Annotated in this window: 26 protein-coding genes and 4 tRNA genes; 12 read left to right on the top strand and 18 right to left on the bottom strand. The window is 63.0% G+C overall.

Features of this window, described 5'->3' with window-relative positions:
• Positions 1-42 precede the first annotated feature (42 nt).
• The 6 genes from secE to HMPREF2604_RS01605 all read right to left on the bottom strand — a co-directional run bounded on the left by secE (position 43) and on the right by HMPREF2604_RS01605 (position 2,275).
• Entirely contained in the window at positions 43-369 is a 327-nt protein-coding gene (gene secE / locus HMPREF2604_RS01630; protein ID WP_070561624.1) for a preprotein translocase subunit SecE, read from the bottom strand.
• A 24-nt stretch (positions 370-393) separates the two neighbouring features.
• Positions 394-469, bottom strand: a tRNA-Trp gene (locus HMPREF2604_RS01625).
• Positions 470-596: 127 nt separating this feature from the next.
• Positions 597-668: transfer RNA gene (locus tag HMPREF2604_RS01620), tRNA-Met, on the bottom strand.
• A 34-nt stretch (positions 669-702) separates the two neighbouring features.
• Positions 703-778 (bottom strand) — tRNA-Thr (locus HMPREF2604_RS01615).
• 334 nt (positions 779-1,112) lie between these two features.
• Positions 1,113-1,194: transfer RNA gene (locus HMPREF2604_RS01610), tRNA-Tyr, on the bottom strand.
• 76 nt (positions 1,195-1,270) lie between these two features.
• Positions 1,271-2,275 carry a polyprenyl synthetase family protein gene (locus HMPREF2604_RS01605; protein ID WP_070520985.1) on the bottom strand — a complete coding sequence of 335 codons (1,005 nt, stop codon included), beginning with the start codon at positions 2,273-2,275 and terminating at the stop codon, positions 1,271-1,273.
• A gap of 93 nt (positions 2,276-2,368) precedes the next feature.
• On the opposite strand from HMPREF2604_RS01605, the gene HMPREF2604_RS01600 reads away from it, so the two are divergent.
• Positions 2,369-3,607, top strand: coding sequence for a geranylgeranyl reductase family protein (locus HMPREF2604_RS01600; RefSeq protein WP_070562616.1), 1,239 nt, complete (start codon positions 2,369-2,371; stop codon positions 3,605-3,607).
• Between the two features lie 5 nt (positions 3,608-3,612).
• Here the strand turns inward: HMPREF2604_RS01600 and HMPREF2604_RS01595 are convergent, their stop codons facing one another.
• The 7 genes from HMPREF2604_RS01595 to HMPREF2604_RS01565 are packed head-to-tail and all read right to left on the bottom strand — an operon-like array spanning position 3,613 to position 11,685.
• Positions 3,613-4,302, bottom strand: a complete 690-nt coding sequence (locus HMPREF2604_RS01595) for a demethylmenaquinone methyltransferase (protein WP_070562613.1) — start codon at positions 4,300-4,302, stop codon at positions 3,613-3,615.
• Positions 4,303-4,313: 11 nt separating this feature from the next.
• Positions 4,314-5,513 (bottom strand): glycosyltransferase family 4 protein, encoded by a 1,200-nt coding sequence (locus HMPREF2604_RS01590; RefSeq protein ID WP_070561630.1) that lies wholly within the window; start codon positions 5,511-5,513, stop codon positions 4,314-4,316.
• An 8-nt stretch (positions 5,514-5,521) separates the two neighbouring features.
• Positions 5,522-5,965: a DUF3592 domain-containing protein gene (locus HMPREF2604_RS01585; protein ID WP_070562609.1), complete on the bottom strand. Its 444-nt coding sequence runs from the start codon at positions 5,963-5,965 to the stop codon at positions 5,522-5,524.
• Positions 5,966-7,657, bottom strand: coding sequence for a 2-succinyl-5-enolpyruvyl-6-hydroxy-3-cyclohexene-1-carboxylic-acid synthase (menD, locus tag HMPREF2604_RS01580; protein WP_070562606.1), 1,692 nt, complete (start codon positions 7,655-7,657; stop codon positions 5,966-5,968).
• Positions 7,650-8,264, bottom strand: a complete 615-nt coding sequence (locus HMPREF2604_RS01575) for a hypothetical protein (protein ID WP_070562603.1) — start codon at positions 8,262-8,264, stop codon at positions 7,650-7,652. The genes menD and HMPREF2604_RS01575 overlap by 8 nt, the downstream gene beginning before the upstream one ends.
• A 10-nt stretch (positions 8,265-8,274) precedes the next feature.
• The gene (locus HMPREF2604_RS01570) at positions 8,275-10,626 is read right to left on the bottom strand and encodes an AAA family ATPase (RefSeq protein WP_070562599.1); all 2,352 of its coding nucleotides are present in this window, start codon (positions 10,624-10,626) and stop codon (positions 8,275-8,277) included.
• A gap of 48 nt (positions 10,627-10,674) precedes the next feature.
• Positions 10,675-11,685, bottom strand: coding sequence for an o-succinylbenzoate synthase (locus tag HMPREF2604_RS01565; RefSeq protein ID WP_070562638.1), 1,011 nt, complete (start codon positions 11,683-11,685; stop codon positions 10,675-10,677).
• A 98-nt stretch (positions 11,686-11,783) separates the two neighbouring features.
• On the opposite strand from HMPREF2604_RS01565, the gene dcuC reads away from it, so the two are divergent.
• From dcuC to menE, 5 genes are all read left to right on the top strand, one after another.
• The gene (gene dcuC, locus HMPREF2604_RS01560; RefSeq protein WP_070562595.1) at positions 11,784-13,193 is read left to right on the top strand and encodes a C4-dicarboxylate transporter DcuC; all 1,410 of its coding nucleotides are present in this window, start codon (positions 11,784-11,786) and stop codon (positions 13,191-13,193) included.
• Between the two features lie 260 nt (positions 13,194-13,453).
• Positions 13,454-13,915 (top strand): DIP1984 family protein, encoded by a 462-nt coding sequence (locus HMPREF2604_RS01555; protein ID WP_010189741.1) that lies wholly within the window; start codon positions 13,454-13,456, stop codon positions 13,913-13,915.
• 369 nt (positions 13,916-14,284) lie between these two features.
• Positions 14,285-15,265 (top strand): 1,4-dihydroxy-2-naphthoyl-CoA synthase, encoded by a 981-nt coding sequence (locus HMPREF2604_RS01550; protein WP_070447980.1) that lies wholly within the window; start codon positions 14,285-14,287, stop codon positions 15,263-15,265.
• Between the two features lie 26 nt (positions 15,266-15,291).
• Positions 15,292-15,453, top strand: coding sequence for a hypothetical protein (locus tag HMPREF2604_RS14025; protein ID WP_158397450.1), 162 nt, complete (start codon positions 15,292-15,294; stop codon positions 15,451-15,453).
• An 11-nt stretch (positions 15,454-15,464) separates the two neighbouring features.
• Positions 15,465-16,613, top strand: a complete 1,149-nt coding sequence (gene menE, locus HMPREF2604_RS01545) for an o-succinylbenzoate--CoA ligase (protein ID WP_070562592.1) — start codon at positions 15,465-15,467, stop codon at positions 16,611-16,613.
• Here menE and HMPREF2604_RS01540 read toward each other — a convergent pair.
• Positions 16,610-17,299 (bottom strand): metal-dependent transcriptional regulator, encoded by a 690-nt coding sequence (locus tag HMPREF2604_RS01540; RefSeq protein WP_070562588.1) that lies wholly within the window; start codon positions 17,297-17,299, stop codon positions 16,610-16,612. The two genes, menE and HMPREF2604_RS01540, sit on opposite strands and share 4 nt — an antisense overlap.
• A gap of 107 nt (positions 17,300-17,406) precedes the next feature.
• On the opposite strand from HMPREF2604_RS01540, the gene HMPREF2604_RS01535 reads away from it, so the two are divergent.
• Genes HMPREF2604_RS01535 through HMPREF2604_RS01515 form a run of 5 tightly spaced genes read left to right on the top strand, consistent with a single transcriptional unit; the run spans position 17,407 to position 21,635 of the window.
• Positions 17,407-18,333 (top strand): metal ABC transporter substrate-binding protein, encoded by a 927-nt coding sequence (locus HMPREF2604_RS01535; protein WP_070447974.1) that lies wholly within the window; start codon positions 17,407-17,409, stop codon positions 18,331-18,333.
• Complete coding sequence (locus tag HMPREF2604_RS01530; protein WP_070447972.1) at positions 18,333-19,043, top strand: metal ABC transporter ATP-binding protein; 711 nt, start codon at positions 18,333-18,335, stop codon at positions 19,041-19,043. The genes HMPREF2604_RS01535 and HMPREF2604_RS01530 overlap by 1 nt, the downstream gene beginning before the upstream one ends.
• Positions 19,040-19,894, top strand: a complete 855-nt coding sequence (locus HMPREF2604_RS01525) for a metal ABC transporter permease (RefSeq protein ID WP_070447970.1) — start codon at positions 19,040-19,042, stop codon at positions 19,892-19,894. The genes HMPREF2604_RS01530 and HMPREF2604_RS01525 overlap by 4 nt, the downstream gene beginning before the upstream one ends.
• Complete coding sequence (locus HMPREF2604_RS01520; protein WP_070562586.1) at positions 19,891-20,745, top strand: metal ABC transporter permease; 855 nt, start codon at positions 19,891-19,893, stop codon at positions 20,743-20,745. Before HMPREF2604_RS01525 ends, HMPREF2604_RS01520 begins: the two co-directional genes overlap by 4 nt.
• 5 nt (positions 20,746-20,750) lie before the next feature.
• Positions 20,751-21,635 carry a 1,4-dihydroxy-2-naphthoate polyprenyltransferase gene (locus HMPREF2604_RS01515; protein WP_070562583.1) on the top strand — a complete coding sequence of 295 codons (885 nt, stop codon included), beginning with the start codon at positions 20,751-20,753 and terminating at the stop codon, positions 21,633-21,635.
• An 8-nt stretch (positions 21,636-21,643) separates the two neighbouring features.
• On the opposite strand, the gene HMPREF2604_RS01510 is transcribed toward HMPREF2604_RS01515, so the two are convergent.
• Positions 21,644-21,985: a DUF4229 domain-containing protein gene (locus tag HMPREF2604_RS01510; RefSeq protein ID WP_070533925.1), complete on the bottom strand. Its 342-nt coding sequence runs from the start codon at positions 21,983-21,985 to the stop codon at positions 21,644-21,646.
• Between the two features lie 43 nt (positions 21,986-22,028).
• On the opposite strand from HMPREF2604_RS01510, the gene HMPREF2604_RS01505 reads away from it, so the two are divergent.
• On the top strand, positions 22,029-22,343 hold the full coding sequence (locus tag HMPREF2604_RS01505; protein WP_070521026.1) for a hypothetical protein: 315 nt from the start codon (positions 22,029-22,031) through the stop codon (positions 22,341-22,343).
• Here the strand turns inward: HMPREF2604_RS01505 and HMPREF2604_RS01500 are convergent.
• The 3 genes from HMPREF2604_RS01500 to HMPREF2604_RS01490 form a co-directional block, all read right to left on the bottom strand.
• Positions 22,340-22,597, bottom strand: coding sequence for a helix-turn-helix domain-containing protein (locus HMPREF2604_RS01500; RefSeq protein WP_070562580.1), 258 nt, complete (start codon positions 22,595-22,597; stop codon positions 22,340-22,342). The two genes, HMPREF2604_RS01505 and HMPREF2604_RS01500, sit on opposite strands and share 4 nt — an antisense overlap.
• Complete coding sequence (ccsB, locus tag HMPREF2604_RS01495; protein ID WP_070562576.1) at positions 22,598-23,614, bottom strand: c-type cytochrome biogenesis protein CcsB; 1,017 nt, start codon at positions 23,612-23,614, stop codon at positions 22,598-22,600. It lies immediately after the preceding gene.
• 141 nt (positions 23,615-23,755) lie between these two features.
• Positions 23,756-25,387, bottom strand: a complete 1,632-nt coding sequence (locus tag HMPREF2604_RS01490; RefSeq protein ID WP_070562573.1) for a cytochrome c biogenesis protein ResB — start codon at positions 25,385-25,387, stop codon at positions 23,756-23,758.
• Positions 25,388-25,391 lie beyond the last annotated feature (4 nt).

The raw sequence follows: 25,391 nt of genomic DNA, 5'->3' as shown, positions 1-25,391 counted from the left end.
GCTAGCGGGAAGGCGGCGGGATGAAAGTATGAAATTAGTTTACTAAGGCGCGAGGATTGCTTCAACTCCGAGGCCGGTCAGCGTGTCCACGCCCCACACCAAGGCGGTGAGGACGATGAGGAAGGCGAAGGTCACGAGAACGTACTGAACCATTTCCTTGCCGGTAGGCCAAACGACCTTCTTCATCTCAGAGACGACCTCGCCCGGGAAGGACCCGACGGATCCGCCGAAGGAATCTTCCTTCTTATCCTCGACGCGCACGACGCGCTTGTCGGTGTAGGAATCGGTAGAGGTGGTCGCTGCGCCAGAGAGCTGACGCTTGCCGGTTGGGCGCGGGGCCCCGGTGCTCGGCTGCTTTTCATCGCTCACGGCGATTCCCTCCTTAAAGTGATGTGGCAGGGGCGACAGGACTCGAACCTGCAACCTACGGTTTTGGAGACCGTTGCGCTACCAATTGCGCCACGCCCCTTTGCGTGCCCTTTTGGGACAACGCACAACCCTACCAGAACGGTGATTCCCCATGGAAACCACGTGCCGTATAAGGCTGGGAGTCGGTAATGAAAAAGCGCCCGTGTGCGGGCGCTTTTCTTTCCCGGTAGCGATGGCGAGAATTGAACTCGCGACACAGCGATTATGAGTCGCTTGCTCTACCACTGAGCTACACCGCCATATTCACCTTCTGGAACCTTCCAGAAACATGAATGGAGCCCCCTGACAGAATCGAACTGTCGACCTTTTCCTTACCATGGAAACGCTCTGCCGACTGAGCTAAGGGGGCACAGCCTCTTTGAGTAACGGACTTTCATCCGCTGTGCTCTCGTTGAAGCCTTGAAAAGATTAACCCGAAACGCTTAAACAACACAAATCGCCAGGATGGGACGTGTTTTTAGGGCCTTTAAACGCTCCAAGAACACACCACAGCAACCACCGTGCCGAGCAGACGACAACTAAGCCGAGTGTGCGCCCGTTTGGCCGACGAAGCGACATTTCGATCAAATAGCGTCCCAATTCCTCGGTGCTCGGGCCCCTTATTTGATCGAAATGACCCTTAACCCACCCCGCACAACGCGAAATCCCGCAAACGCATCTCTGCGTCTGCGGGATTCATTCTGTGCCAGGTAGAAGATTCGAACTTCTGAAGGCAATGCCGGCGGATTTACAGTCCGCTCCCTTTGGCCGCTCGGGCAACCTGGCATGCACTCTTGAGTGCGGTTATGTACTTTACTACGAAGTCCCGCCCGACATGCAAATCGCCTGGCAGGAGCACCTATTAGCCCACGCGCTGGACCGTGTAGTCCGCCAACTGGCGCAAGGCTTCGCTGGCCGTGCATTCGGGCAGAAGTGATAGCTGGTCTTCGACCACGCGCAGGTACGCGTTGACGTCGGCAAGCGCCTTGTCCCGGCCGCCCGACTTCCACAGCAGGTCGATGGCGCGCTTCACGGAGGCGTCGTCGGTCAGCGGGCCCGTCAGGAGAGCACGGAGCTCGTCGCCAACCTCACCCTCCTCCTCCAGGGCATAGAGCACCGGCAGGGTGAACACGCCCTCGCGCAGGTCCGTGCCCGGGGTCTTCCCCGACTCTTCAGGATCGGAGAAGATGTCGATGACATCGTCGACGATCTGGAAAATCATGCCCACGGCCGCACCGATCTGTCGCAGCGCCTCGCACTGCTCCGGGCCGGCGCCAGCGTGGTAAGCACCCAGATAGCCGGCGGAGGCGATGAGCACGGCGGTCTTTTCCCGGATGACCGCCGTGTAATGCTCCACAGCATTAGCTTCGCCGGCACCGATGGTTTCGCGCATCTGGCCGGTGACGAGCTCCTCGAAGGTCTCCGCGAAGTGCTCCACAGTGTGAGTATCCAGCTGGCTCATCAGCCGCGAAGCGTGCGCCAAGAGGGCATCGCCCGCCAAAATCGCCACCGAGTTAGTCCAGCGGAAATTTGCAGAATCCACGCCGCGGCGGCGCTCCGCTTCATCCATGACATCGTCGTGATAGAGCGTGGCCACGTGGACCATTTCCACCACGGTTGCCGCCTTAATCACCTCAGGCGATTGCGAGCGTTCACCAAACTCGGAAGCCAGCAACGCCATCATCGGGCGGAAACGCTTGCCCCCAGCCAGGGAGAGGTGGCGCACCTTGTCTTTGATGAAGTCCTGCCCGCGGTCGAGCTCCGTATTCAGCAGGTCCTCTACAGCAGCCATCCCGGCGTTGATACGCTCGGTGAGCTGCGCATCCCCCAAGTCCACGTGCTTGGCGTGAGTTTGGCCGTGTGACATTAAACGTGTTCCTTTAAGCTCAAAAATCCTAGTGTTTACTTACCGTAGCCCATGGCACGGCCCTCAACACACTTGTGGCCACTATCCCGTGCAATGATAGTCCCCATGTCGGAGCAGATCGATTCCACCCTTGTTGACGTCGCCATCGTCGGTGCCGGGCCCGCTGGCGCTGCCGCCGCTATCCACGCCGCGCGCGCTGGCCATGACACGCTGCTTGTCGACGCCTCCCCCTTCCCCCGCGACAAGACCTGCGGCGATGGGCTGACTCCTCGCGCCATGCACCAGTTGGAGCTCCTCGGCATCGAGGTCAACGCTTCCTACCGCAACCGCGGGCTCAAGCTGCACGGCTTCGGCGGCACCGTAACCGCCCCGTGGCCGTCGACATACCCCTCGCAGGTGGGAACGGCTCTGCCGCGCTATGAATTCGATGCGCTGCTCGTTGGGGCCGCTCAAGAAGCCGGCGCGCAGCTTCTCACCGGCACGGCAACAGCCCCGCAGCTCGAGGGCAACCGGCTGGTGGAGTTCTCCGTGGGCGAGCGCCGCGTGCGCGCGCGGTGGGTCATCGTGGCCGATGGCGTGCGCTCGACCTTTGGCAAGCAGCTGGGCCGCACCTGGCACCGCGAGGAGGTCTACGGCATCGCCGCGCGCGCCTACACCGATTCGCCCCACGACGGCGAGGAGTGGATGCACTCCCACGTGGAGCTCAAGGACCCCGAGGGGGTCGTACAACCCGGATATGGCTGGATCTTCCCGCTGGGACAGGGGGTCAACATCGGTTTGGGTGCGCTGTCCACCGCCGCCCGCCCGGCTCGTCTCAACACCAAGAAGGCGCTTGATTTCTACGCTGAGCAGCAGCGTTCGGAGTGGGGCTTGGGCGAGCTGCGCAACGTCACCTCGGCGATGCTGCCCATGGGTGGCGCGGTGTCCGGGGTGGCCGGCGCCAATTGGATGCTCATCGGTGACGCTGCGGCCTGCGTAAATCCGCTGAACGGCGAGGGCATCGACTATGGCCTGGAAACGGCAGCACTCGCCGTGGAGATGCTCGGCACCAAGGACCTCACCTTGGCGTGGCCAGACCGGCTGCGCGCCGAGTATGGCGAGGCCTTCCTACTTGCCCGCACCGCCGCGCGCCTGCTGACCTACCCACAATTCCTGCCGCTGGCCGGACCTGTGGCCATGCGCGGCCCCATCGGCCGCATGCTCATGCCGGCCGCCGCACGCCTCATGGGCAACCTCATCACCGACGAGGACAAGGACCTGCTTGCCCGCGCCTGGCGGCTGGCGGGCGGGGCGGTCTCCACGCTGCGCCGCGATACTCCCCTTTGGGCCTAAGGCCTTTAGGCCGGCTTCACCGCGGAGTGCAACGCCACGATGCCACACGTCAGGTTGCGCCAGCCCGCCTGTTCCCAGCCGTTGCGGTTGATGGCGGCGGCTAGCTCGTGCTGCTCCGGCCACGCGCGGATGGATTCTGCGAGGTAGATATAGGCCTCCGGGTTGGAGGAGACCACCTTGGCAATCGGCGGCAGCAGGCGGGTCAAATACTCCTTGTACACGGTGCCGAAGACCGGGATGACCGGCTTGGAAAACTCCGCTACCGCCAGGCGCCCGCCGGGTTTGGTCACGCGCGCCATCTCCCGCAGGCCCAGCTCGAAGTCGTGGATATTGCGCAGACCATAGGAGATGGTCACCGCATCGAAGGTGTTATCCGCAAAAGGCAGGCGCATTCCATCGCCGGCCACCTTGGACACATCGCGCTCCGCGCCAGCCGCGAGCATGCCGAGTGAAAAATCACAGGCCACGCACCACGCGCCGGACTTGGACAGCTCCTCCGTGGAAACAGCCGTTCCGGCAGCCAGGTCGAGGACCTTCTCCCCCGGCTTCAGGTTGAGCCGCTCGCGCGTCAAACGGCGCCAGCGCGCGTCCTGACCAAAGGACAGCACCGTGTTGGTGATGTCGTACTTCTTGCCCACCGCGTCAAACATGCGCGCAACATCGAAGGGCTTCTTATCCAGATCTGCCTTAGACACAAGCGCCTAGTCTAGGCCACGCGCGCCCCCAGGGCGCGAGCGGCCCAGCGCGGCAGCTCCGGGCGCTGGCCCAAAATGGTCAGCGGCACCTCGCGGACACCCTCCAGAACTTCCTCGTAGTAGCCCAGCAGCTGCTCGCAGAGAGCCGGCCAGGTCTTGGAGGCAATAGACTTCCGGGCGTTCTCCCGCAGTTCCTCGTGGATCTCCGAGTTGAGCAGAGCGTCCACTGCGTTGGGGAGATCCTCGACGAACGTGGGGACGTCGAGAAGCAGCCCGTTATAGCCCTCCTCGATGAGGTCCACCGGGCCGCCCGCGCGGGGGCCGATGGTGGGCACGCCCGAGGCCTGCGCCTCCTGGATGGCCTGGCAGAAGGTCTCGAACTCGCCGGCGTGGACGAAGATGTCGAGGGATGCATAGGCCGCGGCGAGTTCTTCGCCGCCCAGCGCGCCGGTGAACACCGCGTCCGGCAGCTGGGCCTCCAGCAGCGGGCGCTCGGGGCCATCGCCAACAATGACGAGCTGAATGTCTTCGCGACCGTTAAGGGCCGACAGACGGTGCACGCCCTTCTCCGCGGCCAGGCGTCCCACAAAGCCGACGATCTTCTTGCTTCCTGTGGGATCCCACTCGCGGCGCAGTGCGGCCGAGCGCTTCGAGGGGTGGAAGCGCTCCGAGTCCACGCCGCGACCCCAGTGGCGTACGTTCTTGATGTGGTGCTTCTCCAAGTCGCTGATGGTCAGTGAGGAGGGCGCGAGAGTCATCTGGCACGCATTGTGGATGGTGCGCAGCCACTCCCACACCCCATAGGCCAGCGCGGAGGCGTGGTACTTGGTGGCAAATCCCGCGACGTCCGTCTGGTACAGCGCCACTGCAGGAATGCGCAGCTGACGTGCGGAGAATGCTCCCGCAGCTCCGAGAACGAAGGGACTGGCCAGGTGGATGATGTCCGGCTTGAACTCGCGCAGCGCCTCGTCCACTGCGGAGGTGGGCACCCCGACCGGGAGCGAATCCACCAGCGGCACCCGCACGGTGGGCACGCGCACGATGGTGAAGCCGAGATAATCGGGGATCTCCTCCTGCCCATCCCGGGCGCCGGGGGCGATGACGATGGCCTCATGGCCGTGCTCGTGGAGGTGTTCGAGGACACGCAGCACGGAGTTGGTCACTCCGTTGACGTTAGGCAAGAAGGATTCCGCGACGATGGCTACACGCATGCACCCCATCATTCCTTTCCTGAGTGCTCAGCTGGTAAAGCACGCGCTAAATTCCGGTTAATTTTCCCGCTTGCCCACCAGCATGCCCCGGCGATCAAGGTGGCCACGGCCGCAGAGGACAACGCCGGAATGATCGATAGCGTCCATTCCCGGCCTTCCACCTTGACTAGGTCCGGGTTGCTCTTGGCATAGAGCACCCACACCTGTTGCCCCTCCCCCAGCCCGGTGGGATAAAGCAGTCCGGTGGGCGGGGTGTGATAAATCCCTTTCGAATCCTGGAAATCCACGAAGGTGCGTAAGGTACCGACATCCGTCACCGTGGCCAGGGCGCGCCCGGGGTTGGCGCCGATGGTGCGGTCATTGAGGAAAGGACCGATGACCATTCCCGCCATGCCCACTAAAGCTGCGGCATACAGCACCAGGATCAGCTGGCGCACACGGCGCCGCGGCATTTACTGACCTACCTTGGCGTTCAGCGCTTCCTGTAGCGCACGGCGCGAAGACCGGGTGGTATGTGCCTCCACCACGGTGATGCCGGTGGAGTATTCCTTGAGTTCTGCCAAAACGTCGAGAAGCTCCTGCGCCGAGCTCACCTCGCGGTGCTCAGCGCCGCAGGCTTCCGCCAGCTTGGCAGCACCCACCCCATGCGGCGTCCCAAAGGCCCTCTCAAAGGAGGGGCGCAGGGGCTCACGGCCTTGTTCAAGCACCTCGAAGATGCCGCCGCCGTCGTCGTTTGAGACGACGATGGTGAGGTTCTCCGGGCGCGGATTGTCTTCGGGGAGGATGAGGGAGGTGGCGTCGTGGAGGAAGGTGACATCCCCCATGAGCGCCACGGTGCGCGGGGCGCGCGGGGCGTCGGCTTCGCGGGACTGGGTGGCCAGGGCGATACCGATGGCCTGCGCGACGGTGCCGTCGATACCGGCGGCCCCGCGCGGCGAGTAGGTCTCCACCCCGTCGAAAGGCAGGCCGATGAAGGAGGCATCCCGCACTGCGTTGGAAGCTCCGAGCACGAGGGTGTCGCCGACGGCGAGGGTGTCCCCGACCGCGGCGGCGACGTGGAGGCCGGTAAAGCCGATCTCAGGCTTCGTGGCGTCCTCACCGATGGTCTCCGCTAGGACTTCGCGAACACCGTCGGCCGCCATCTGGGCCGCACCTTCACAAATCTTCATCCACTCGCGCGTGGGTTCGCCGCTGGTTTTGACGGTGGTACCCAGCTGCGCGGCCTCACCACGGGGGTTGGTGAAATCTTCCGTGCGGGACAGACAGATGAGATCGATATCGGGATCACTCAGCAAGGCCATAACCCCGCGGTGCAGGGTGGGGTGGCCTACGACGATGACCTGCTCCACCTTGGTGTTGACCACGTAGTCGTTGGCGGAAACTTGGGCGCGGCGGAAGAGGTGCGCCGCGGCCGGGTGCACCGGGTGATAGGGCGCAGGCGCGGTGGGCTCGGCGATGGTGGGGACATCCTCTAAGCCTTCGACTTCCCAGGCCTCATCGCCCGCGATGACGAGCGTGTTGCGGCTGAGATCAACGGCCACTTCGCCGTGATTCGACCACCGCGGGGTACGAGCGCGGTGCTGCGTGTAATCCGTCGGGGTACCGGGCAGCTCTTCGCCTACCAGCGGGGCATCGAGAGCCACGTTGATGTGCACCTGGCGGTCATTCAAAAAGCGCTCCGCGATAAGCGGGATATCACTCGTGGTCTCCACCTGGGTGGTTTCTGCATACACACCGAAGATCCCAGGCTGCTCAATGGTCTGGGAGGCCCCCGTGCCCACCAAGCGGGCCGGGCGGTCCGCGCTGATGACGGCCAGCGGGGTATGCGAGTAATGCGCCTCCACCATCGCGGGCAGCGCGTTGGCCACCGCGGTGCCGGAGGTCATCACGATGCCGACGTGCCGGCGTTGGACGCGGGCGAGGCCTAGGGCAGCGAAGGCGGCGGAGCGCTCATCCAGGCGGGTATGCACGCGAATATCGCTGCGCGCGAGAAGCGCCAAAGACAGCGGTGCGTTGCGCGAACCCGGGCAGATAACCACGTCAGTCAGGTGACGCGAAAGCTGGGCTGCCAGAGCTTCGGCCAGCTGCATCGACTCCGGTTGTGAGGCTGCCGAGTTCTCAGCATGCGGCTCGGTATTAGGCATTGTCTGCACCGCCCGCACCGGGTTCGCCGTTGCCCGAATCTAGTTGCTCGAAGAGATCATTGAGCAATCCATCCAGATCGGATTCTCCCTGGTCCAGTTGATCCTGGATCTCCGGCGGCAGATCAGTTGGAATCTCCGGTGCGATCTCCGTGGGGATGTCGGTGGGAAGGTTATCCCGCGGCGAATTCTTGGTGGTGGTCACCGTGGTGGGAACCTCGGTGGTCACGGTCTCGGTAACCGGCTCCGGGGCGGGTTTGTCAGCATCCGCTGCCGCACCGCGCCACAGGAAGAACAGCACGCCGGCGATAACGACGGCGAGAGCAGCGATGGCCGCGAAGACATAGGACAGGGCTCCCCCACCCTTCTTTGGTTGCTCCACCTGGTAGCTGGACGGGACCGGGTCATACTGCGGCTGTTGATAATTCTGGTCATAGCCCTGCTGATAGGGCTGACCATAGGCCTGCGTCTTCTGGGAGCCGGGCTCCGGGAAGTGTTGTTGGGGACGCTGTGGCGGCTGCTGCTGTGGCGCGCCGAACTGACGGGTTTCGTTCTCACCGGTGACGCGGCCGAACTGCCGCGTCTCGTTGTCACCGTTGTTGTTGGTCATGGGATTTACCTTATCGTGCACCCGCGCCACTTAGCACCCGCCCGGTGGGCGTTAGACCCGTGGCGACCTGACTCGGCGTGCCATCCGCCACGATCTGTCCGCCCTCCGAACCAGAGCCCGGGCCCATCTCAATAACCCGGTCAGCGCCGGCAATGAGGTGACGGTCATGATCTGCCACCACGACAGTATGGGAGGCCTCCACCAGCGAGTGCAGCTCAGCGATGAGCAGGTCGATATCGGCCGGGTGCAACCCGACGGTGGGCTCATCCAGCAGGTAGACGGTATGGCCCCGGCGCGAGTTTCGGGAGCGCTGCAGCTCCGTGGCAAGCTTGATGCGCTGCGCTTCACCGCCGGAAAGCTCCGGAGCGCCCTGGCCCAAGCGCAGGTAACCTAGCCCCACCGCTTCCAAGGTTTGCAGCGCGTGGAGGATCGGCGCTTCATCTGCAAAGACCTCCAGGGCCTCTTCCACCGTAAGGTCGAGGATGTCCGCGATGGTCCTGTCCTGCCAGCGGATGGACAAGGTGTCATCGTTATAGCGCTGTCCCTGGCAATCCGGGCACTGGGTATAGGAGCCTGGAAGGAAGACCAGCTCGACCTCGATCTGGCCGGCGCCACCGCAGGTGGGGCACTGGCCTTGCTTAACGTTGTAGGAAAAGCGCGAGACCGTCCATTTCTTCTTCTTGGCCTCCGGGGTGGCCGCGAAGAGCTTGCGCACGTTGTCGAAGAGGTTGGTGTACGTCGCCACCGTGGAGCGCGGGGTTCGGCCGATTGGCTTTTGGGTAATGGAGACCACGCGCTTGACCTGCTTCGGACAGTCCGGCCCCGTGAGCATGTCATGGAGTGCGGCCAGCAACGTGGATTTGCCGGAACCCGAAAGCCCAGTAATGGCCGTAAACTGGCCGAGTCCGAAGTCCACGTCGAGGCCATCGATGGTGTGCGAGTGCACCCGGCACAGCGCGATATCACCGTGCGCCGGGCGCGCTTCGGCCTTGGGCGTGGGACGCGGGCGGGCTAAGGCACGCGCGGTGGGAGTATCTGCGGAGTCCGCCGCCTCTATGTAGTCGGCGACGGGACCCGAGTACACCACCTGGCCGCCGCGCTCACCGGCGAGCGGGCCGACATCCACGATCCAATCGGCCTGCTTGACCAGTTCCATGTCGTGTTCCACCAGCAGCACCGAGTTCCCCTCCGCGATGAAGCGCCGGCACATATCAAGCACCGCGCCCCGCTCCACCGGGTGCAGGCCCGCAGAGGGCTCATCCAGGACATAGGTCACGCCATAGAGTCCAGAGCGCAGCTGCGCAGCCAGGCGCAGGCGCTGCACCTCACCGCCCGAGAGCGTGTCCGTCGGCCTATCCAGGCTGAGGTGCCCCAGGCCGAGTTCCAGTGCGGATTCAAAGGCCGGAAGGAGGGCCTTGAGGAGCAGGTCTTCGGCATCATTCGGTTGTGGCTTCTGAGCGCTTAGCAGCTCGTGGGCTTCGCTCAACGGAAGGGCATTGAATTCGTCGATCGGCAGCCCGGCGTAGGTGACCTTGAGCGCCTTCGCCGTCAGCCGGCGCCCCTGACAGGTATCGCAGCGGCGGGTTTCCATGAAGCTCAAGACGCGGGCACGCAGCGTATCCGACTTCGTCTCCGCATAGGTCTTGGTCAGGTAGCTGGCCACGGAGCGCCACGTGCCCTCGTAATTGCGCTGGATCTGATCCGCCCCGCGGCGCGGCTTGACGGTTACCACCGGGCGCTCCTCGGTGAAGAGGATCCACTCGCGGTCTTTCTTCGGCAAATCCTCCCACGGTGAATCCAAGTCATAGCCCAGTTCTTGCAGAATGTCGTGGAAGTTCTTGCCCGCCCAGGCTCCGGGCCACGCAGCAATCGCGCCTTCCTCGATGCTCAGGCTGGGGTCCGGCACCATGGACGCCTCCGTGGGTTCGTGGACCACGCCGGTGCCCTGGCACTCCGGGCACATGCCTTCTGGGGTATTCGGGGAGAAGGAATCGGAGTACAGGCCCTCCGGGTTGTCACCGCAGCGCGAGTAAAGAAGGCGCACGGAGTTAGACATGGCGGAGATCGTGCCCACGGTGGAGCGCGCGCTGCTTGCCGACGCCGACTGCTGCAACGCCACCGTCGGCGGCAACCCCTCAATGCGGCCGACCTGAGGGTCCACCGCGGAGGCGATGAGGCGTCGAGCAAAGGGCGCGACGGATTCCAGGTAGCGGCGCTGGCCTTCGCCATGAATGGTGCCGAAGGCCAGCGAGGACTTGCCGGAACCGGACACCCCCGTCACGGCCACGAGCTGGCCGCGTGGAAGGTCCACATCCACGTTGCGAAGGTTGTGCAGGTGCGCGTCTCTCACGGAAATCGTCATGCCCGCCAGCCTACGCTGACCTCCGGACATGGACCGTGAGCTGTGCTTTTAAAGGTGCGGCCAGCACTGACGCACACGCTCGAACCACCACTCGCGGCGCTCGCCCGGCGCGGCGAGCGCGCTGAGGCGATCCGGATCGGGGGCAAGGGATTCGGCGCGCAGGTGACCGTCGACAAGCTCGCGTGGTGCTGTCACATCCTCCAGGAACAGCGACCCGGTAGCCAGGCCCGCAGCGGCCGGGGTGACGTCGATGTCTTCGTCGTCATAGATCTGAGGCAAGGCGGCCACGGCGGCAAGCCCCATGGAGATTCCCACCGAGGTATCCAGGGCGGAGGCCACCGTGATGTCCATGTGGCGCTCGCGCAGATGGGAAGCCACCTCGAGCACCTTGCGCACACCACCCAGCGGCGCGGGCTTGACCACGGCGACATCCGCCGCCTGCAATTCCGCCACCCGGTAGGGGTCGCTGGCCTTGCGGATGGACTCATCTGCCGCCACGCGCACGAAAATCCCGGCGCGCATGAGCTGGGTGCGCACTTCCTTGAGTTCCTCGACGGTCTGGCACGGCTGCTCCATATAGTCCAGCGGCATGAGCTCCTTGGCCGCGGTGACGGCTTCTTCGACGCTCCAGCCACAGTTGGCGTCGACGCGCAAGACCGGCACGCGGCCCTGGGCTTCGATGTGGGAACGGACAGCGTGAACGCGCGCGATGTCATCCTCTAGCGTCTGCCCCTTCTCCGCCACCTTGATCTTGAAGGTGCGGCAACCGGGGTAGCGTTCCATGACCTCCGGGACCTGCTCGGCGGGGACCGCGGGGATGGTGCCGTTGACTTCTACCCACTCGCGTACGGGTTCCGGGAAGCCTTCGTAGGCGGCCTCCAGGCCGGCGGCGAGCCAGCGGGCGGATTCCTCCGCCCCGTACTCCAGGAAGGGGGCGAACTCACCCCAGCCCGCGGGGCCATCGATAAGCAATGCTTCCCGGGTCGTAATGCCACGGAACTTCACGGCGAGTGGAAGGGAGACCACGTGGGCGCGGTCAAGGACGTCATCAATGTGCATGAGGTTCATCGTACGTGTGGGGGGTTGAGCGCGACACCTGTCATAGCCGGTGTTACCTTATAACAGTAAGTGGATATAACCAGAAGAAGGATCCTCAGATGCTTTACCTTCTCATCGCACTGCTGGCCATCGCCGCAGTTGTCTACCTCATCTATAAGAAAGTCCACGCCGCGGCCTCCATCTTCGCCGTTGGCGTAGTCCTGCTCATGCTCGCCGCCCTCACCGGGCGCGCGGACTTCCGCACCACCGAAATCGAAGCCACCGGTAATGCCTTCTACGATCAGTTGCTTGTCGTGGACGCGCTATTCAAGGCACGCTTCTCCGGCATCGGCATGGCGATTATGGTGCTCTTCGGCTTCGTGTCCTATATGCGGCACATTGGTGCTGATGCCAAGACGGTCGTGGTGCTCTCCTCACCGCTCAAGCGCTTCAAAGGTTCCTACTGGCTGGTTCCAGTGGGCTTCATCTTGGGCACGCTGCTCTCGCTGGTGATCCCCTCGGCCGCAGCGCTGTCCTTGCTTCTTGTGGCCACTCTCCTGCCAGCGCTCATCGCTGCGGGCCTGACCCCGCTGACCGTGGGCGCCATCGTGGTGACCTCCTCTACCATTGTGCCCACCCCACTTGAGGCCGGCCTCATTCAGGGCGCCGATCTCACCAACATGACGCCGACGGAATTCGTCTACGGTGCTGTCGCCTATGCCACCGTTCCCACGCTCCTCATCACGGCCTTCGTCCACATGTGGTGGCAGCGCCACTGCGATAAGGTGGATGCCCGCAAGGCTGAAAGCTCCGGTGAGGTCAGCGCCGATTCGATGCACGATGACGCTACCGAGGAAGCTATCGCCCGCGCCGCTTCCCTGCCGGGCTACTACGCCGTGCTTCCGCTCATGCCGCTGCTACTCATCATCGTCTCCGCCATTCTTAACCGCTTGGGTGTCATCCCCTTTGAGGGCGGCATCCTCCCGGTGACCGTGGTCTCTTTGTTCATCGCGATGATCATCGAGTCCATCCGCAAGCGCACCGTCACCGGTGCTGTGGATTCCATCTCCAGCTTCTTCAAAGGCATGGGCGAAGGTGCTGCGGGCGTCGTGGCCCTGCTGGTCGCCGCCGCCGTCCTCGTGGAGGGCATCACGCAGATGGGTGTCATCGACATGCTCATCGACGCCGCCGAGAGCTCCTCCGGCGCCGCCGTCCTCATCGTCCTCGTCTTCGTCGCTGCCACCGCCGCGATGGCAGCACTCACCGGTTCCGGTACCGCGCCCTACTTCGCCTTCTCTGAGGTGGTGCCCAACCTGGCTTCGCAGACCTCCATCCACGCCCCGCAGATGCTCACCGCCATCTGGGGTACCTCCAACCTGATGCGCCAGGTCTCCCCGGTCAACGCCGCGGTGCTCATTGTCTCCGGCGCCATCAAGGTCAACCCCATCCAACTGGTCAAGCGCACCTCCGTGCCCATGATCGTGGCGACGGTGCTCAATACGCTGTTTGCGTTCATGTTTATTGGGTAGCGGTTTTTCGCGCGGGCTCAACGTTAATCACGGAGCCCGCGGTACGTTTTGGTAAATAAGGTCCCCCAAATCCGAAAATCTGCGGGCATATTTACGAAAACGTACCAACCAACCGTGCAGACGTACACATCGATCAAATAAGGCCCGCCTTGAAGTTTTAGGCCACTATTTGTTAGAAGCGTCACGACCACACGGCGAAGCCTTCTGTCTGCCGTACAATTGCCCAAACAATGAATCCCATTAAGCGTTAAGGAGGAACCATGCTACTGGCTGAAGCCTTGGCCGAGCGCGCCCAGGCGCAGGAGCGCCTCAACTCGCTGAGTGACCGGCTCGCGGCGACGGTCCGCATTCAGGAAGGCGATGAACCGGATGAGAACCCGACGGATCTCCTCCGTGAGCTGGAAGGCGTGACCAAGCGCATCGATGAGCTCGTCATCGCCATCAACGCCACGAACACGGCCACCGCGTTCGACGATGAGATCACGCTCATGGAAGCGCTGGCGCTGCGTGATGGTCTGCTGCGCAAGCGCCGCATCTACCAGGGATTGGCAGAGCGTGCGGGTGCGCGCCACGACCGTTACTCCCGCTCGGAGATCAAGTTCGTGGCCACGGTGCCCGTGCCGAAGTTGCGCGAGCGCGCCGATGATCTGGCCCGCCAGTACCGCGAGCTAGATACCCGCATCCAGCAGCTGAACTGGAATACGGAACTGATAACTAAATAAGGTCTGCCGCTAGTTGTGCCGCATCTTTGCGGCGCTTTCGCTTTGTGTCGCATTTTTGCGGCACGTCATGTCGCGCGTCAAGCGCGCGACGGTAGCCCACACCCTTCGCAGCGAGCGCAACCCTTACTGGGCAGGGAAGAGCCCAGTGCTTCTCAGGCGCCTTCGTAGCGCAAGAAGGCAGGGAGGTTCGATTCCGTCCCACTGTATGGTGTACCGCGCTGGTACGGAGTACACGTGCACATTGACGGGGATAATCCCGCAGTATTGTTTATTGTTTATCACCGCCGCGCTGGGCGGAGAGTGTGGGTGAGGGTTTGGGAATGGGGACTATACTTCCGGCGCACCGCTTTCCAATTAAGCTGGTGTGCCATGAGCGAGCAGAAAAACTACAGCACCGATAATCCTTTCAAGCCGGAACTCTGGCGCCCCGTTGAGGGCTTTGAAGACCTGACGGATATCACCTATCACCGGCTCATCAGTGACGGTCCAAAGCCCCAGCGCAAGGACGGCATCGTCCGCATCGCCTTCGACCGCCCCGAGGTGCGCAATGCGTTTCGTCCGCACACGGTGGATGAGCTTTATCGCGCGCTGGACCACGCGCGTCGCACCCCGGATGTCGGCACGGTATTGCTGACCGGCAACGGGCCCTCCCAGAAGGACGGCGGCTGGGCGTTTTGCTCCGGCGGTGACCAACGCATCCGCGGCCGCTCCGGCTACCGCTACGCCACGGAGCACGCGCATGATGACGCGACTGCCGATGAATCCACCGTGGACACCGCCCGCGAGAAGGTTGAGGGCGGCCGCCTGCATATCTTGGAGGTCCAGCGCCTCATCCGCACCATGCCCAAGGTGGTCATCGCCGTGGTCAACGGTTGGGCCGCCGGCGGCGGGCACTCCCTGCACGTGGTGTGCGATATGACCATTGCCTCCCGCCAGGAGGCCCGCTTCAAACAGACTGACGCCGACGTCGGCTCCTTCGACGCCGGCTATGGCTCGGCCTACCTGGCCAAGATGGTGGGCCAAAAGTACGCCCGCGAGATCTTCTTCTTAGGCCGCACCTATGACGCACAGCGCATGTATGAGATGGGTGCGGTCAACGAGGTAGTTGACCACGCCAATCTGGAGGACGCCGCCATCCAGATGGGGCGCGAAATCAACATGAAGTCCCCCACCGCCCAGCGCATGCTCAAGTTCGCCTTCAACCTCACCGATGACGGCCTCATGGGCCAGCAGGTCTTCGCCGGCGAAGCCACCCGCTTGGCCTACATGACAGACGAGGCCGTCGAGGGCAAGGAATCCTTCTTGGAAAAACGCGAGCCCAACTGGGATGACTTCCCGTACTACTACTAATCGTCATTCCTCGAGGAGGATCCACAGTGCTGTATTTCGCCATTACCCTCGCGGCCATCGCGCTCATTGCCGTCATCGCATCGCGAGTGTGGATGTTACGCCGCATCCAGCAGGCTCAGAGGGACGGTGAGCGCCCCTTCGATCAGGAGGATGAGCTCATCAACCCTTACGAGCACCGCGGGCGGTAACCTAGCTAACCGTGACCATCCTCTCTCCTCTGCCTGTCAATCCACATGACCCCGCCGCCATCCTCCCTGATCTGGAAGCGGCCATCGCAGGACAAGCCACCTTCCTGCCCGTCCCGGCGGAGGACCGCACCCGCGCGCAGCTCCTGCGCAACCACATGCGCGCAGGAGAACCTATTGATTCCTCCATCGCGCTGGTCGTGGCCACCTCCGGGTCCACGGGCACGCCGAAAGGCGCGCAACTCACGGCCGCCAACTTGGTCTCCAGCGCCGATGCCACGCACCGCGCTCTCGGCGGCACCGGTCAGTGGCTGCTAGCCATGCCCGCCGCCCATATCGCGGGAATCCAGGTATTAATCCGCTCGCTCGTCGCGGGTGTAGAGCCGCTCTGTCTTGACCTGTCGGAAGGTTTTTCCATCCCCGACTTCGCCTGCGCCGCGCACGAGCTGGCCGCCACCGGGGATCGCTCATACACGGGCCTGACCCCCATGCAGCTGGCCAAGGCCATGGATTCGCTAGAGGGAATCGAGGCCCTGCGCACCTTTGACGCCATCCTCGTCGGAGGTGCTGCCACCCACCCACAGTTGTTGGAGTCAGCGAAGAAGCTGCGCATCACCATCGTCACCACCTACGGTTCCTCGGAGACTTCCGGTGGCTGCGTCTACAACGGACAGCCACTGGATAGCGCTCGTGTTCGCCTCGGCGACGAGGGGCGCATTTACCTTGGCGGGCCCATGATTGCGCAGGGCTACCGAAACGTGGACTCAGATGCCTTCGTGGCCGATGAGTCCGGCACCTCGTGGTTTGCTACCTCCGACGCCGGCGCGCTTCACGACGGCCACCTCACCGTCACCGGGCGCCTCGACAACATCCTGAACACCGGCGGGCTCAAGCTCCACCCAGAGCAGCTCGAGCAGCACATCCTGCACGTGCCGGGAGTGGACGGCGTGTGCGTGGTCGGCATCCCCCACCCACGCTTGGGACAGATGATCGTCGCTGCCTATACCGGATGGGCGGATGTCGGCGATATCCTTGTGGCTCTCGACGATAGTGGCCTTCCCCGGTGGCAAATCCCCAAGGACTTCAAGCGCCTGGCCCAGCTCCCCACCACCGGCCCCGGCAAGGTTGACCGCCTCGCCGTCGCCCGCATGTGGGACAGCTAATCCTCCGCTTCGCCAATGCTGCGTACGGCAATACCCTGCGCAGCGGACTCCCCGATCGGGAAACTCGAACCGCCGTCGACGGCAACCTCGAGCACACCCGCGACCGAGGGGGCAACGACGGTCACTTCCACCCCCGGCCGCACTCCATATTTATCCAGGTAGCGCAGAAACTCGCCATCAGCGTCAGTGACCTGCTCCACGGTGACGGGGGTCTGCGCGGGGACGTCGATAAGCGTAATGCGCGAGACCGGCTCGGCAGTGCCATCCGGGGCAGGTATGGGATCACCATGCGGATCGCGGGCGGGGTTGCCCAGGAAAGAATCAAGACGTTCAACGAGCCTGTCGGACGTCGCGTGCTCTAGCATTTCTGCCTCATCGTGCACCTCATCCCAGGTATAGCCCAGAGTGCGCACGAGGAAGGTTTCCAGGAGTCGATGCCGGCGCACCATTGCCACAGCCAGCCGCCGGCCTTCCTCAACAAGCCGAACACCGAAGTAGCGTTCGTGTTCCACCAGCCCCTTCGCGGCCAGGCGCTTGACCGCCTCCGAAGTAGTGGGCAGTTTCTGCCCCGCCGCTTTGGCTAGATCCCCGAGCGGCATCGCGGTATTAGCGCCCTCTTTCTCCTCATAGGTCCAGAGGATCTTGAGGTAGTCCTGGGTGCGTTCGGGCAGCTCACTGATGTGCATACCCCCATCGTAGTTCAGCCTATCGCTTCCAAAGGTTTCAGGACTTATGCTCTTTCAAGTTCACTCTATTGAACATCGACATTCACTTTTAATAAGAGAGGTTTCCCGTGAAGAAACTTATTGCGCTTCCCCTCGCTTCCCTCGTGGCTGCCACCGCGCTGACTGCCTGCACCAGCAGCGACTCCGCCGAAGCCCAGGACGACAATCTGACGATCTTCGCCACGACCGGTTACTTGGCTGATGCGGCCGCCAACATCGCCCCGGACGCCGACATCACCACCATGGTCGGCCCCGGCGGCGATCCACACACCTACCAGCCCACCACGCGCGATATTGAAAAGATGCAGGACGCCGACCTCGTCCTCTGGAATGGCCTTCACCTCGAGGCGCAAATGGTGGACCAGCTCTCCTCCCTCGGTGAGAAGCAGCTAGCTGTCGGCGAACAGCTCGATACTGCTGACCTCCTGCCGTGGCCCGAGCAAGGCGACAAGGGCGAAAAACTCTACGACCCGCACATCTGGAATAGCCCCGAGCTGTGGAGCCAGGTCGTCGATCACATCGGCACCAAACTCGGTGAAATCGACTCTGACAATGCCGAAGACTATGCCGCGGCCGCCGATGCATATGAAGACAAGATTGCAGCCGCGCACGACAAGGCCGCTAAGGAACTCGAAAACGCCTCCCCGCGCGTTCTCATCACCGGCCATGACGCTTTCAACTACTTCGGCAAGACCTTCGACTTTGAAGTCCAAGCCACCGACTTCGTCACCACCGAAGCCACCAAGTCCGCCACTGAGATCTCCGAGCTCGCGGATACCATCGCGGAGAAGAAGGTCCCCGTTATCTTCCAAGATAACCAGGCGAACCCACAGGCCATCACTTCTCTCAAGGAAGCCGTAGAATCCCGCAACTGGACAGTCACCATCTCGGATGAGGAGCTTTTTGCCGATACCCTCGGCCCGGAAGCCCCCACCGATACCTACCTCGGAGCCTTTGAGCACAATGCTAGCGCCGTGGCGAAAGCACTGAGCTAATGCTCCACGTTGAAAAACTCACCGCCGGCTATCCACGCACGCCGGTGCTTCACGACGCCACCTTCACCCTCACCCCCGCGACCATCACCGGACTGGTAGGCGCGAATGGGTCGGGAAAGTCCACTCTGGTCCGCACGCTGGTCGGGCTCCTTCCGCCACTAGCCTGCGGGTCGATGACCTTCGATGGCGTCGATCTTGCGCATTTTCGGCAGCGGCTCGGGTACATGCCACAACATGCGAATATCGACTGGAGTTACCCTGCCACCGCCTTCGACGTTGCCCTGATGGGCCGCACCGCCGGGCTGCGCTGGTGGCAGTGGCCCAGCCGCGCTGACAAAGACGCCGCCCACGCAGCACTTGCTCGCACCGGAATGCAGGCACACGCGCAACTGCCAATTTCCGCGCTATCTGGTGGTCAGCGCCAGCGCGTGTTGTTGGCGCGCACGCTCGTTAGCGATCCGGAATTCATCATCCTTGACGAGCCCTTCGCTGGTGTTGATGCCGCAAGTCAGCGCGCCATCATGGATGTACTCAAGGAACTGCGCGACAACGGCGTGACCATCCTGCTGGTGCACCACAACCTGGCGGAAGTCGCCGACTTTTGCGATGAGGTCCTCATGGTCGGCCACGGCCGGCTCATTGCTGCTGGCCCCACCGAACAGGTGCTCACAGAGTCCGCCATTGCCGATATGTTTTCCCTGCCATCATGAACCCACTCGAGCTTCTTCAGAACTACACCTATACCCAGGCACTCCTGGGTACCGTGCTGATCGGTGGCTGCGCCGGCGCGCTCGGCCCATTGGTATATGTTCGCCGCACCAGCCTGCTGGCCGATGCCATCTCGCATTCTTCCCTGCCCGGCCTGCTCACCGCCTTCCTCGTGGCCACCGCCATTGGCTGGGACGGGCGAAACGTCTGGCTCCTTGCTTGTGGAGCCCTGCTCACCGGAACGCTTGCGGTGGTCTGTATTCACCTCATCCCGCGGTTGACTCCCCTGGGGCAAACCACTGCGATGGCGGCCACGCTGACCACGTTTTTCTCGGTAGGCATGCTGCTCATGCAGTATATTTCCCGCCGACCATTGCCTGGCAAGGCCGGAATCCAGGATTATTTGCTGGGAAATGCCTCCACGCTCACTCGCGCGGATGTGCGCTCCACACTCATCATCGGTGGCTGCGTGCTGCTTTTTCTTTTCCTCATTCACACCCGGCAGGCCGCGGTCACCTTTGACTCAAGTTTTGCCCAGGTAGCCGGCATTCGCGCCTCGTTCCTCAACGCGGCTAGTTTCTTCGCCCTCACCGCCATCACGGTGCTCGGTGTCAAAGTCGTCGGCGTGGTACTCATGGTCGCCGTAGTCATCAGCCCTGCCGCCGCTGCCCGCCCCTGGACCACGCGCTTGCTACCTTTCATCGCGCTCTCCGGGTTCCTCGGCGCGGCGACCGCTGCTCTCGGCTGCTATGTCTCCATTGCGCATGGCCCGCTGCCCACCGGTCCGGTCATCGTCCTGGCTCAGGCAGCGCTCGTCACCATCAGCCTCCTCAGCAGAAAGCTCGCCTCATGACCCTCGCCGCCACCGCTTGTCTCCTTGCCGTCCTGACCGCCTTGGCCTGTGCTATCCCCGGCACCTTTGTTGTCCTCAAAGGCCAGGCCATGCTTATCGACGGCATCGGCCATGCCGTCCTCCCCGGGATTGCCATCGGCTACCTCTTTACCGCAGATCTAGATTCACCCATCTTGCTCGTTACCGCGGCCGCTGGCGCCTTGGTGGTGGCGTTGGGAACTGACGCACTACAGCGCAGCCCGCTGGTGACTGCTGATTCCGCCCTCGGATTGGTCTTTCCCGCCCTGTTTGCCGCCGGAGTCATCCTGATTTCTACGCACATGAGCCACGTGCACCTTGATGTCCACGCCGTTCTCGTCGGTGATCTCAACCTCGCGGCCTTCTCCAATCCCAACTATTGCTACATCATGGCCGCAGTGCTGGGTATCAATGCTCTCTTCCTCGCCCTTACACTGCCGCGTTTATCCGCCACGACTTTTGACGCCGATTTTTGTGCCGCACGCGGGGTGCCCACGCGCGTTCTTCACATCATATTTATGACCGTGGTTGCCTGCACCGCCACCGCCGCCTTTCACGCTGCCGGTGCCATGCTGGTCATCGCTCTCATGGTATTCCCGACGATGACCGCGCGGCTGCTTACTCAGCGCGTGCCCACGCTGGTGTTGACCGCCTGTGGCGTTGCCGCTATCAGCGCGGTCGTGGGATTTTGGGTTGCCTATGTCCTTGACGCGGCTACCTCTGCCGCAATGACAGTCACCAATGCCGTTATTTTCGTTGCAGTGCTCATCATCTACCGCTTTCGCCAACGCACCAGCTCATTGCCGCAGCACACCACACCAGTGGCACAATAGTGAGCATGTCTGCCTATTCCGCCACTCCTGCCGATTGGCTCCAGGGTGCTCGCCCGCACACCTGGGCCAATGCCTTTGCTCCCGTTATCGCTGGTACCGGTGCCGCTGCCGCGGCCCACGGCCTGCACTGGGGCCGGGCGTTGCTGGCGCTCATCGTGGCCTGGGCGCTTATCATCGGCGTGAATTACGCCAACGATTACTCCGATGGCATCCGCGGCACCGATGATGACCGCACCGGCCCCCAGCGGCTTACCGGGGGCGGACTGGCCAAGCCGCAGCACGTCAAGTTCGCTGCTTTCGCTTGCTTCGGCGTGGCGGCCATCGCCGGCATTTCGCTCTCCCTAGCTGCCAACGCGGCCTGGTTCATCCTCGTCGGCGCCGTGTGTATCGCTGGCGCCTGGTTCTATACCGGCGGCAAGAACCCCTACGGCTACCGTGGGCTGGGCGAGGTTGCCATCTTCATCTTCTTCGGCCTCGTCGCAGTCCTCGGCACCGAGTACACGCAGGCCGGCCGCATCACATGGACGGGCCTTGCCTTGGCCGTGGGCATCGGCGGTATGAGTGCCGCGGTAAACCTGGCCAACAACATCCGCGACATCCCCTCCGATGAGGCCACCGGCAAGATCACCCTGGCTGTGCGCCTGGGTGATAAGAAGTCCCGCACGCTATTCATGACCCTGTTGCTGCTCCCGGTGTTGCTCACCGTGGGCTTGGCCTTCGATTCCTGGGCGGCGCTGGCCTCCCTGCTCTACTTCCCCCTCGCGCTGGGCGCTATCCGCACCGTCAACCGCGGTGCGCGCGGACCCAAACTCATCCCGGTGCTCGGTATGACTGGCCGCGCGATGCTGGTATGGGCGGTTGTCAACGCAGTAGCGCTGGCTCTGGTTTAGCCTCTGATTTAGCGGCCAGCCAGCTCCTCCTGGACCCACTTCTTGTGGGCCTTGCGCTGCGCGGAGTACTCCGCCAGGGATTGGGTTGCTTCCACGCGCCACGTGGAAAAGAGCAGCATGGACAGTGGCAGCGCCACGAACAACGCCAGCAGCGCGGAAACCAGCAGCGGAAAGGTCTGGAGCACCGCCATCGCCAGTAGCTGAATCACTACAGTCAACACGATAAACAGCACCACACGGGCCGCGCCATACTTCCACAAAGCGACGCGGGAGCGGCGCTTGAGCGCGGGGTCCGGCTGGGGCGGGTCGGGGTTCTGGGAGGCGTTGGTGGTGTTTTCTGTCTGGCTCATAATTCTCACTTTTGCTTCGCGGGCATTCCGTAGAATACAACGCATGGGTCGATTGATACTACTACTCTTGTTTGTCCTCGCGGCAGTCCTCGTCTGGAAGGCTTTTGGTCCGTCGAGTTGGAATAAGAAGGTGCAGCAGGCGCAGCAGCCGCAGCGCCCGGCAATCAAGGGCCCCGATGATGACGAGGAATTCCTGTGGAACCTAGAGAAGCAGCGCTTCAAGGAGCGCCGCGCCAAGGAGCGGGAGGCCCAGCGCAAAGAGGAAGAACGCCGGCGGCGCTCACAGGGGCAGCAGGAGCCCAAGGCCCCCGAGGACAAGGACATTGAAGGCAAAGACTCTAAGGGGAAAGAAGCCTAGTCCTTCGGCACGAAGGTCATCTCGAGGCCGAGGGCCTCGGCCACCGCAACGACCTTTTCCCAGCGCACGCCAGAGCCACCGTGCTCAATGGTATGCAGCGTGGAGCGCGAAATCCCGGCCTTCCCAGCCAGGTCCTGTTGCAGGATGCCCAGCTCGCGGCGGCGCTGCGCAAAGCCCTCACCAAGGGCGATGAGCTGAGGGTTATCGCCCGCCGGTTTGCCGGGCTTGTGCCGTGGCTTATGGATATCCGTCATTTAGTTCAGCCCCGCGTAGGAGTGCAGGCCGGAAACAACCATGTTGATGAAGAACAGGTTGAACACCATGAGCAGCATCGCCGCGATGTTGATGTACGGCGCGGCCTTGCGGAAGGCCGGAGTCGCACGAGCGTGCAGGTAGGCCGCGTAGAGTATCCAGGTGGCGAAGGACACGGTCTCCTTCGGGTCCCAACCCCAGTAGCGGCCCCACGCGGACTCGGCCCAAATAGCACCCAGCACGATGCCCAGGCCCAAGGTCGGCAGCGCCACTACGCCCAAGCGGTAGGCCAGGCGGTCCAGCTTCTTAGCTGAAGGAAGCGGGCGGGCAAGCGCGCCGAAGAAACCGGACTCGCCTCGCTTCGGCTGGAACTCACGCAGCACGCTGAGCAAAGAAGCGATACCGGAGACCACGCCGATGGATGCGCCCAGCGAAACCACGGTGACGTGGATGGGCAGCCAGTGTGACTGGAGTGCCGGAACCACCGGAGCGGATTCCGCATAGAGCTTGGTGGAGCCATAGAACATCAGCGCCAGGATTGGCGTGAGCAGCCACGGCCACAGGGTGCGCCACTCCTTGCGCTGCATGGCGATGGTCGCCACCACCATCGCGCCGGCGGTCACCATGAGCATGTACTCGTAGAGATTGCCAAATGGGAAGCGGCCGGTAGCCAAACCACGCAGCACGATGGCCGCCAGGTGCAGGGCGATGCCCAGCCACAGCAGCATCTGCGTCATGCCGCCGAGCTTGTCGGCGTTCTCCTGCTTCTTCGCCAAATCATCGTCTGCGGTGCTGGACGCTGGGGGGACGTCGCCAAGCACGGCGCCATCTGCCGAGGCTCCCACGGTGGCGAGCTCACGCTGCTGCGGTGCAGCTGCGGTGCGGGCGCGCATGGCCTCAATGATGCTCTGCATCCGGCCGTAGTACACCAGGGACAACACCAAGGCGAGTGCATAAACGACGAACGCGGTTTGCACCGCGATGTCTGAGAAGTTGGACAGATTCTGATCAACCTGCATGAGTGGGAAACCTTGCCTTCACAATCGTGCCTACCCCGTGCGCCACGCACGAGGCTGCATGAACGGAGAGATTTATGGTGCCCATAAGGCTACCCCCTTTTCCCAGCTGTATCCAACTTTTGAAGGATACGGTCCGCGCCTTTAGTCGGCGGAGTAGAGTTCGTCCTCCTCCACGTCATCGGGATCCGGCAATTCCAAAAGCTCGCGGTGCAGCTTGTGGAACTCCTCGGACCAGCCCGCGCGGTCGGTGCGGGCAAGCCCGCCCATCTCGATATCGGTGCCGCCGTTGGCACCCGGGCGGATGCGTACCCAGACGCGGCGGCGCTTGATCACCAGCGAGCCGACCAGGGATACCAGCATGACCAGCGCGGACACCAGAACCCAGCTTTGGAAGGGGTCATAAGAAACCTGGTAGTTCGCAAACTCGGAGGCACCGTCGAAGGTGACCTTGGTGCCGTCGTCCAGCGTGACCGATTCACCCTGGGTCAGGTTGACGCGGTCGATCTTTTGCAGCTGCCCCGAGTGGACCAGGCTGGAATCGAGGGAGAAGAAGGACTGCGGCTTGCCCGTGTCCAGGCCGGCATCGCCGCGGTAGATATCGATAGCCACCGCCGGATCCAGCATCGCCGGGTAGGAAGATTGCAAGAGCTTACCGTTCTCACCGGACCACTCGGCGGTCGGGGCGAACAGGCCCTGGATGGCGATCTGGTTCTGGCGGCGCTCAAACAGGTCCGGGTACATGCCCGACGGCGGATCGAAACGCATCACGCCCGAGGAGAGGAAGAACGTGGTGTCATTGGGCTGGAACTGGATGGTCTGCGTGCGCTTTTCGCCGTTGGGCCACTCCACCGTCATCGTCGGCGCAAAACCATGGCCCTGCAGGTAGACGCGGTTGTTATCAATGCGCAGCGGGTGGTTGACCTGCAGCTGATAGTCCTCCCAGGTCTCCGGGTCCGTGAAGATATCATCGCCAGCGGCATAGGACACATCGGAGGTGAACATCTCCGCCTGGCCATTAGGCAGGTAGTCCGCGGTGAAGTCGTGGGCCTTAAAACAGAAGGGGTGGAGACCGGTGCCGTCGAAAAGCGGGCCGGCGCGGAAGGAGTCATAGACGGAGGTTGAGGTATTACAGAACTCCGTGGACTGCGGCTGCTCTTGGGTCTGACCCTGGGAGTTCTTCTCCGTCACCACGATGACCTGGCCCTCATAATGCACCAGGCGCCCGGCTGCCATGGTGAGCAGGATGGCCACGAGCGCGATGTGGAAGATGAGGTTACACAGCTCGCGGGCATAGCCGCGCTCCGCCGAGAAGGACTGAGCACCCGCGCGGTCCTTCTCCGGGGAAACCTCGCTCACGCGCCACTTCTTCAGCATCGCCTTGGTGGCCGCGGCGATCTCCTCCGGGGATTTCTCCGAGTGCCCGGTGGCGTTGAGCGGCATCTTTTCCAGGTACTTCGGCGCGCGCGTCGGCGGTGTGCGGTAGGCCTTGTAGTGATCCCAGGAGCGCGGGATGATGCAGCCCACCAGAGAAATCATGAGCAGGACGTAGATGGCCTGGAACCAGACGGAGGAGAAGACGTCGAAAAGCTGCAGCTTGTCGTAGATTTCCGCAACCTTGCCGTTGGTCTCAATGAAGTCATTGACGTTGGATTCATTGAGCGAGCGCTGCGGCAAAAGTGATCCGGGGATGGCGGCGATGGCCAGCAGGAAGAGCAGCGCCAGCGCGGTGCGCATGCTGGTCAACCAGTGCCAGGCCTTGCGGATATATCTCACGAAA

Source organism: Corynebacterium sp. HMSC055A01, from assembly GCF_001809405.1.
GTDB lineage: Bacteria > Actinomycetota > Actinomycetes > Mycobacteriales > Mycobacteriaceae > Corynebacterium > Corynebacterium hesseae.
The sequence above is the reverse complement of the archived record's forward strand: the minus strand, read 5'-3'. Positions and strand labels throughout refer to the sequence as shown.

Bases quoted from the DNA above. Each gene is read 5' to 3' on its own strand.
- HMPREF2604_RS01565 (WP_070562638.1), bottom strand. From the start codon at position 11,685: ATGCACATTGATGACGTCCTTGACCGCGCCCACGTGGTCTCCCTTCCA.
- HMPREF2604_RS01555 (WP_010189741.1), top strand. From the start codon at position 13,454: ATGCTACTGGCTGAAGCCTTGGCCGAGCGCGCCCAGGCGCAGGAGCGC.
- HMPREF2604_RS01505 (WP_070521026.1), top strand. From the start codon at position 22,029: ATGGGTCGATTGATACTACTACTCTTGTTTGTCCTCGCGGCAGTCCTC.
- menD (WP_070562606.1), bottom strand. From the start codon at position 7,657: ATGCCTAATACCGAGCCGCATGCTGAGAACTCGGCAGCCTCACAACCG.
- HMPREF2604_RS01515 (WP_070562583.1), top strand. From the start codon at position 20,751: ATGTCTGCCTATTCCGCCACTCCTGCCGATTGGCTCCAGGGTGCTCGC.
- ccsB (WP_070562576.1), bottom strand. From the start codon at position 23,614: ATGCAGGTTGATCAGAATCTGTCCAACTTCTCAGACATCGCGGTGCAA.
- HMPREF2604_RS01585 (WP_070562609.1), bottom strand. From the start codon at position 5,965: ATGCCGCGGCGCCGTGTGCGCCAGCTGATCCTGGTGCTGTATGCCGCA.
- HMPREF2604_RS01550 (WP_070447980.1), top strand. From the start codon at position 14,285: ATGAGCGAGCAGAAAAACTACAGCACCGATAATCCTTTCAAGCCGGAA.
- HMPREF2604_RS01510 (WP_070533925.1), bottom strand. From the start codon at position 21,985: ATGAGCCAGACAGAAAACACCACCAACGCCTCCCAGAACCCCGACCCG.
- HMPREF2604_RS01570 (WP_070562599.1), bottom strand. From the start codon at position 10,626: ATGACGATTTCCGTGAGAGACGCGCACCTGCACAACCTTCGCAACGTG.
- HMPREF2604_RS01605 (WP_070520985.1), bottom strand. From the start codon at position 2,275: ATGTCACACGGCCAAACTCACGCCAAGCACGTGGACTTGGGGGATGCG.
- dcuC (WP_070562595.1), top strand. From the start codon at position 11,784: ATGCTTTACCTTCTCATCGCACTGCTGGCCATCGCCGCAGTTGTCTAC.
- HMPREF2604_RS01575 (WP_070562603.1), bottom strand. From the start codon at position 8,264: ATGACCAACAACAACGGTGACAACGAGACGCGGCAGTTCGGCCGCGTC.
- HMPREF2604_RS01600 (WP_070562616.1), top strand. From the start codon at position 2,369: ATGATAGTCCCCATGTCGGAGCAGATCGATTCCACCCTTGTTGACGTC.
- HMPREF2604_RS01590 (WP_070561630.1), bottom strand. From the start codon at position 5,513: ATGCGTGTAGCCATCGTCGCGGAATCCTTCTTGCCTAACGTCAACGGA.
- HMPREF2604_RS01500 (WP_070562580.1), bottom strand. From the start codon at position 22,597: ATGACGGATATCCATAAGCCACGGCACAAGCCCGGCAAACCGGCGGGC.
- HMPREF2604_RS01540 (WP_070562588.1), bottom strand. From the start codon at position 17,299: ATGCACATCAGTGAGCTGCCCGAACGCACCCAGGACTACCTCAAGATC.
- HMPREF2604_RS01530 (WP_070447972.1), top strand. From the start codon at position 18,333: ATGCTCCACGTTGAAAAACTCACCGCCGGCTATCCACGCACGCCGGTG.
- HMPREF2604_RS01520 (WP_070562586.1), top strand. From the start codon at position 19,891: ATGACCCTCGCCGCCACCGCTTGTCTCCTTGCCGTCCTGACCGCCTTG.
- HMPREF2604_RS01525 (WP_070447970.1), top strand. From the start codon at position 19,040: ATGAACCCACTCGAGCTTCTTCAGAACTACACCTATACCCAGGCACTC.